Annotated in this window: 7 protein-coding genes; 6 read left to right on the top strand and 1 reads right to left on the bottom strand. The window is 61.7% G+C overall.

Annotation, left to right across the window (positions count from 1 at the left end):
* The 6 genes from KA369_23280 to KA369_23255 all read left to right on the top strand — a co-directional run.
* On the top strand, positions 1–1,095 hold a 1,095-nt coding region (locus tag KA369_23280), incomplete at its 5' end, for an ABC transporter substrate-binding protein (protein MBP7738912.1).
* A gap of 53 nt (positions 1,096–1,148) precedes the next feature.
* The gene (locus tag KA369_23275) at positions 1,149–2,039 is read left to right on the top strand and encodes a branched-chain amino acid ABC transporter permease (protein ID MBP7738911.1); all 891 of its coding nucleotides are present in this window, start codon (positions 1,149–1,151) and stop codon (positions 2,037–2,039) included.
* Positions 2,040–2,044: 5 nt separating this feature from the next.
* On the top strand, positions 2,045–3,127 hold the full coding sequence (locus KA369_23270) for a branched-chain amino acid ABC transporter permease (GenBank protein ID MBP7738910.1): 1,083 nt from the start codon (positions 2,045–2,047) through the stop codon (positions 3,125–3,127).
* Entirely contained in the window at positions 3,124–3,888 is a 765-nt protein-coding gene (locus KA369_23265; protein MBP7738909.1) for an ABC transporter ATP-binding protein, read from the top strand. The genes KA369_23270 and KA369_23265 overlap by 4 nt, the downstream gene beginning before the upstream one ends.
* A complete protein-coding gene (locus KA369_23260; protein ID MBP7738908.1) occupies positions 3,881–4,615 on the top strand; it encodes an ABC transporter ATP-binding protein in 735 nt (244 codons plus the stop codon). Before KA369_23265 ends, KA369_23260 begins: the two co-directional genes overlap by 8 nt.
* A gap of 19 nt (positions 4,616–4,634) precedes the next feature.
* A complete protein-coding gene (locus KA369_23255) occupies positions 4,635–5,933 on the top strand; it encodes a phenylacetate--CoA ligase (protein MBP7738907.1) in 1,299 nt (432 codons plus the stop codon).
* Between the two features lie 14 nt (positions 5,934–5,947).
* Here KA369_23255 and KA369_23250 read toward each other — a convergent pair whose 3' ends face one another.
* A complete protein-coding gene (locus KA369_23250) occupies positions 5,948–6,316 on the bottom strand; it encodes a hypothetical protein (protein MBP7738906.1) in 369 nt (122 codons plus the stop codon).
* Positions 6,317–6,413 lie beyond the last annotated feature (97 nt).

Raw genomic sequence — 6,413 nt, 5'->3', positions numbered from 1 at the left:
GCGTTTTCATGCAAAAAGCAGAGCGGTGAGACCATCAAGATCGGCGCGATCTTCGCGGTGACCGGCCCGGCGTCGTTCCTGGGCGCCCCCGAGGCGAAGACTGCCCAGATGATGATCGATGACATAAACAATAACGGCGGAATCGGCGGCAAGCAGCTCAAGCTGATCATCAAGGATTCCGCGGGGAACCCCGAAAAGGCGATATCCTTCGCCAAGCAGCTCATAGAGGAAGACAAGGTCTTCGCCATTGTCGGGCCGTCCACCAGCGGCGAAACGATGAAGATCAAGTCCATCTGCGAGGACGCAAAGACGGTCCTCGTCTCCTGCGCCGCGGCCGAGCTGATCGTGAACCCGGTGGCGAAATACGTGTTCAAGTCGCCGCAGAAGGACAGCCACGCCGCCGAGAAGATCTTTGAGGTGATGAAGAAAAAAGGCATCACGAAGATCGGAGTCGTGTCGAGCAACGACGGCTTCGGCGTGGCAGGCAAGGAACAGCTGGAGAAGCTGGCCCCGGCCAGGGGCATAACGATCCTGATCAGCGAGGTCTACGACAAGAAGGCCACGGACCTGACCGGCGTCCTCACGAAGCTCAAGGGAAAGAACGTGCAGGCCGTGGTGAACTGGTCCATCGTGCCGGCCCAGTCCATCGTCGCCAAGAACATGAAGCAGCTCAACATGGCGGTGCCCCTGTTCCAGAGCCACGGCTTCGGGAACATCAAGTACGTCAAGGAAGCGGGCGAGGCGGCCGAAGGGATCATCTTCCCCAGCGGCAGGCTCCTCATAGCGGATTCGCTGCCGGAGAACCATCCCCAGAAGGCCCTGCTGATGAAATACAAGAAGGACTATGAATCGAAGTACGGCGAGGACGCCAGCACCTTCGGCGGCCATGGCTATGACGCGCTCCTTATCCTGGTCGAGGCCATCAAGAAGGCCGGCGCGGACAAGGAGAAGGTCCGCGACGCGATCGAGAACATGAAGGGCCTCGCCGGGACCGCCGGCGTATTCAATTTTTCACCGCAGGATCACAATGGACTTGACATAAACGCCTTTGATGTGCTCACCGTTAAGGGCGGCAAGTTCGTAAAATACGAGTAAGAAATTTTATACCAGCGGGGAGGCGGCTTTCGCCTTCCCGCGTTGGCTTTATCATGTCCCCTGAGCACTTATTACAATATATCCTTTCCGGCATAACCAACGGCAGCATTTACGCCATTGTGGCCATCGGCTTCAATATCATTTACAACACGACGGGCATAATCAATTTCGCCCAGGGGGAGTTCGTCATGCTCGGCGGCATGACCGCCATCACCCTTTCGGCTTTCATGCCGCTCCCCGCCGCCATCCTGGCCGCGGTGGTCATCACCTCCTTCGTGGGCGCCCTCATCGACTTTTTCATCATCCGGCGGCTGAAAAGCCCCTCGGTCCTCAACATGATCATCGTCACCATCGGCCTTTCCATCGTGATCCGGGAGATCGCGCTCCACATATGGGACGAGAAGGTCCGGTCCCTTCCCTATTTCACCGGCAACGAGGTCACTTCCATCAACCTGCTGGGCGCCTATATTTCGCCGCAGGTGCTATGGGTCCTGGGCGTCTCCGCCGTGATCGTCGCCTTCCTGGGGGCCTTCTTCAAGTTCACCCTGACGGGCCGGTCCATGCGGGCCTGCGCGTCCAGCATCACCGCGGCCCGGCTCTGCGGCATCAACACGCGGAACATGGTCACCATGTCCTTCATGCTGAGCGCCGCCATCGGCGCCCTGGCGGGGTGCGTCATTTCCCCCATCACCCAGACCCAGTACGATTGCGGCACCTCCCTCGCCATCAAGGGCTTCACCGTGGCCATCCTGGGGGGGCTGGGCAACAGCACCGGCGCCATCATCGGCGGCATCATCATCGGGCTCCTGGAAGCCTTCAGCATAAGCGTGATGCCCCTGGCCTACAAGGACGCCATCGCCATCGCCATTCTCCTGATCATCCTCTTTGTCAAGCCGAGCGGTCTCCTGGGCGTGCGGGAAGCGGCGGAGCTCAAGGAATTTTAAAGGCCATGAAAAAGCATATCCCGGTCCTCGGCCTTATCGCCGGCATCATCCTGTTCCAGGTCGTCGTCTCGCTGATGGGCCGCGAATTCTACCTTACCCAGCTCACCATGGCCGCGTATTATTGCCTGGTGATCCTGGGCCTCACGGTCCTCATGGGGTACGCGGGACAGATATCCATGGGACACGCCGCATTTTTCGCCATGGGCGGCTACACCACTGCGGTGCTCACCACCCGCAACCTCATGGACATCAAGGACAGCGCCATCGTGGAGGCGGCGCGAAATATCGGCCTCACGGTGGTGGAAACGAACACCTACGGAAGCAGCATAGAGCACCTTTCCCCCTGGGTGTCCCTGGCGGCCGCCGTGGTTCTGACCGCGGCCGTGGCCTTCCTGATCGGCATACCGATCCTCAAGCTCAAGGGCCATTACCTGGCCATGGCGACCCTGGGCTTCGGCATCATCGTGTACCGCATCGTGCTGGGAGCACGCGTGTTCGGAGAGGCCGACGGCATCTCCGATATTCCGCCCTTCCGGATCATCGGCGGCCTTACCGTGTGCGGCGACCCGGCCCTGCGGGTGCAGAACTTTTACATAGCGTCGTTCCTGGTGGTCGTGGGGGTGGTCCTCCTCATGAACCTGATCGACTCCCGGGTGGGTCGGGCCCTCCGCTCGATCCACGGGAGCGAGGAGGCGGCCAACGCCATGGGCGTGGACACTGGGCGCTACAAGCTCTTCGTGTTCGTCCTCTCGGCCGTGTTCGCCAGCGTGGCAGGGGTGTTCCTCACCCATTTCAACGGCGGGGTGGGGCCGTCCGAGGCGGACGTGATGAAATCGGTCACCTATGTGGCCATCGTGGCGGTGGGGGGCATGGCGAACCTCTGGGGGGCGCTCCTCATGGGCGTCGTGCTCAACTACCTGTCGCTGCGGGGATATTTCGGCACCTACGACGAATTCGTCTTCGGGAGCATACTCATAGTGATCATGCTTTTCTTTCCCGAGGGCTTATTAAAAATGGAGAACGCCCGCATCCTGGGCCGCGCCGCGGCCCGGTTGAGGAAAAGATCAGGCTCCGGTGACAAAAAATGAGCTACGTCCAGATACATGACATGTGCCGCTCCTTCGGCGGCCTCAGGGCAGTCGACGGGGTCTCCTTCGATGTCGAGCGGAACGCCATCAAGGCGGTCATCGGCCCCAACGGCGCCGGCAAGACCACGCTCTTCAACCTCATCGCCGGGTCCCTGGCGCCCGACGCGGGGGAGGCCTTTATCGGCGGCGTCCCGATCCACAACCTGCCGCCGTACCGGATCGCGCGGCACGGGGTCTCGCGCACCTTCCAGAACATCAAGCTCTTTTCGCACATGACCGTCCTGGAGAACGTCATGATCGGTAGGCACATTCGGAGCGGCGCCGGCTTTATACAGGCCATGCTCCACCTTCCCCAGTCGAGGAAAGAGGAGCGCGCCATCAGGGAGAGCTCCATGGAGCTTCTCGCGATGATGGGGATCGGCGACCTGGCCGAGCAGGAGGCGACGAGCCTCGCCTTCGGCAAGCAGCGGATCGTCGAGATAGCCAGGGCCCTGGCCACGGAGCCGTCGCTCCTTCTCCTGGATGAGCCCGCGGCGGGGCTGAACATCTACGAGACGGCCCAGATATCCGACATGATACGGAAGATCAGGGAAAAGGGCATCACCGTGCTGGTCATCGAGCACGACATGTCCCTGGTCATGAACATATCCGACGAGATCGTGGTGCTTTCCTCCGGGAAGAAGATCGCCGAGGGCGTGCCCGTTGACATCCAGAAGAACGACGAGGTGATCCGCGTCTACCTGGGGGAAGAAGATGCTTAAGATACGGAACCTCTATTCGGGCTACGGCAGCCTCAGGGTGCTGAAGGGGGTATCCCTCCACGTGAATCCCGGGGAGATCGTGACCATCATCGGCGGGAACGGCTCCGGGAAGAGCACGCTCCTGAGCACCGTGGCGGGGATCGTCCCGGCCCTGGAGGGCGAGATCGTCTTCAACGGCGGGGAGATATCCGCCGTGGCGCCGGAAAAGATCGTCGCCGCCGGGTGCTCCCTCGTGCCGGAGGGGCGCCTGGTCTTCAGCACCATGACGGTGCGGGAAAACCTGGTGCTGGGGGCCTATACCCGCCTCCGCGGCGACCGGCGCATCGACCTTGACGCGGAGCTCGGCGTCATATTCGCGATGTTCCCGCGCCTCAGGGAGCGGGAGCGCCAGCTGGGCGGCACCCTCTCGGGGGGCGAGCAGCAGATGCTGGCCATCGGCAGGGCCCTCATGGCCAGGCCGAGGCTCATCATGCTCGACGAGCCCTCCATGGGACTGGCGCCGATCATCGTGAAGGGCATCTTCGAGGAGATACGGAAGCTCCGCGACGCGGGCAACACGATCCTGCTGGTGGAGCAGAACGCGCGCGCGGCCCTGAGAATCGCCGACCGCGGCTACGTGATCGAGACCGGGCAGATGGTCCTGGAGGGCACGTCCGAGGAGCTGCTGAACAACAACGACGTGCAGCGGGCCTACCTGGGTAAGGATTATCGGAGTATCAGCGAGTAAATAATGGGAGGGGGATGCCATGATCTACAACGCCAAGTATGAATCGATGCCGCGCGACGAGCTGGTGCAGCTCCAGGTCGAGCGGCTGCAGAGCACCCTGAACAGGGTCTATCGCAACGTCGCCTTCTATAAGGATTCCTTCGACGAGAACAAGATCGACATCGGGACGATCCGAAGCATAGACGACATGAGGCGGCTCCCCTTCACCACGAAGGAGGACCTGAGGAAAAGCTATCCCTACAACATGTTCGCCGTGCCCCTCAGGGACATCGTGCGCATTCATTCCACCACCGGCAGGACCGGCATCCCCATCGCCATCGGCTATACCAGGAACGACATCCTCCACTGGTCCGAGCTCGTGGCCCGGGTCCTCGCCGGCGCGGGCGTCACGGACAACGACTTCGTGCAGATCGCCTTCGACTACAACATGTTCACCGGCGGGTTCGGCCTCCATTACGGCGCTGAGAAGATCGGCGCGTCGGTCATCCCGTCGTCGCAGTCGGGCAACGTGCAGCGGCAGATCCACATCATGAAGGACTACAAGACCACGGTGCTCCTGTCGACCCCCAGCTACGCCCTGCGCATCGCCAGCAACCTCCGCGAGATGGGGATCCATCCCGACGAGCTCAACCTGAAGACCGGCCTCTTCGGCGCGGAGCCGTGGGGAGAGGAGACCAAGTCCCGGATCGAGGAGCGGCTCCATCTCTCGGCCTTCAATATTTACGGGATCAACGAGATGATGGGCCCCGGCGTGTCCGGGGAATGCGCCGAGAGGAACGGCCTCCACATCAACGAGGACCATTATATCGTGGAGATCATCGACCCCCTCACCTGGGAGCCCCTGCCCCACGGCGAGGAGGGGGAGCTGGTCATCACCACCATAACCAGGGAGGGATTCCCCCTCATCCGCTACCGCACCGGCGACCTTACGTCGATCATCGAGGAGCGGTGCCCCTGCGGCCGGACGACCCTCCGCATGCGCCGGGTCGGGGCCCGGTCCGATGACATGGTCGTCATCAACGGCATCAACGTGTTCCCGACCCAGGTCGGCGAGGCGCTGAAAAGGGCGACCGGCTTCGATCCCCGCTTCCAGATCGTCATCGAGGACGTGGAGGGCGAGGACGTCATGGAGATCCAGGTGGAGGTCCTGGACAAGATGTTCGACGACGAGGTGAAAAAGCTCCTTTCGCTGAAGAACTCCATCGGCGTGACGATGGAGCGCGAGCTGGGCTGCGTCGCCAGGATCACCTTCGTGGAGCAGAACACGCTCGTCCTCTATTCCGAGGGAAAGGTGCGGAGCGTCATCGACAAGCGGTAAAGGCCCGCGGGGCCTCAGTCCCTGAGTATCCGGACGGGACCGCTGTTCAGAAAATCGAGGAAGCTGCGGTCAGGGGAGGGCCAATCCTTTTCAAGGGCCTGCATCAGGTAGTAGGCGTCGCTCTCGGACACCACCTGGTTCTTTTTGTCGATGTAGTTCCCGTTCCATTCCAGCATGTCCCTGGACACGTAAAAAATCAGCAGCAGGTTGTAGAGATAGTCCACCATGGGGTCATAGGCGTCATCCACCTCGCATTCGAAGTCGAAGGCCGTGCCTTCCTCCTCCCATCCGGCGGCGCGGGCCCGCTCGAGACAGGCAAGCCACTCTTCATCATCGCAGGAGAAGGTCCGCAGGGTGGTGAGGTTGAGAAAGGTGTATGCCATATATGCCGGCGCCCCGGGTGTAATGTGACGGCGGTCCCGCGGTTGGACGCGACGGTCGCCGCCGGTGAGACGGCTCCGAATTAATGGCGGGCCGATC

It is taken from the genome of Spirochaetota bacterium (genome assembly GCA_017999915.1).
In the GTDB taxonomy this organism is placed as follows: Bacteria; Spirochaetota; UBA4802; order UBA4802; family UBA5550; genus RBG-16-49-21.
The sequence above is the reverse complement of the archived record's forward strand: the minus strand, read 5'-3'. Positions and strand labels throughout refer to the sequence as shown.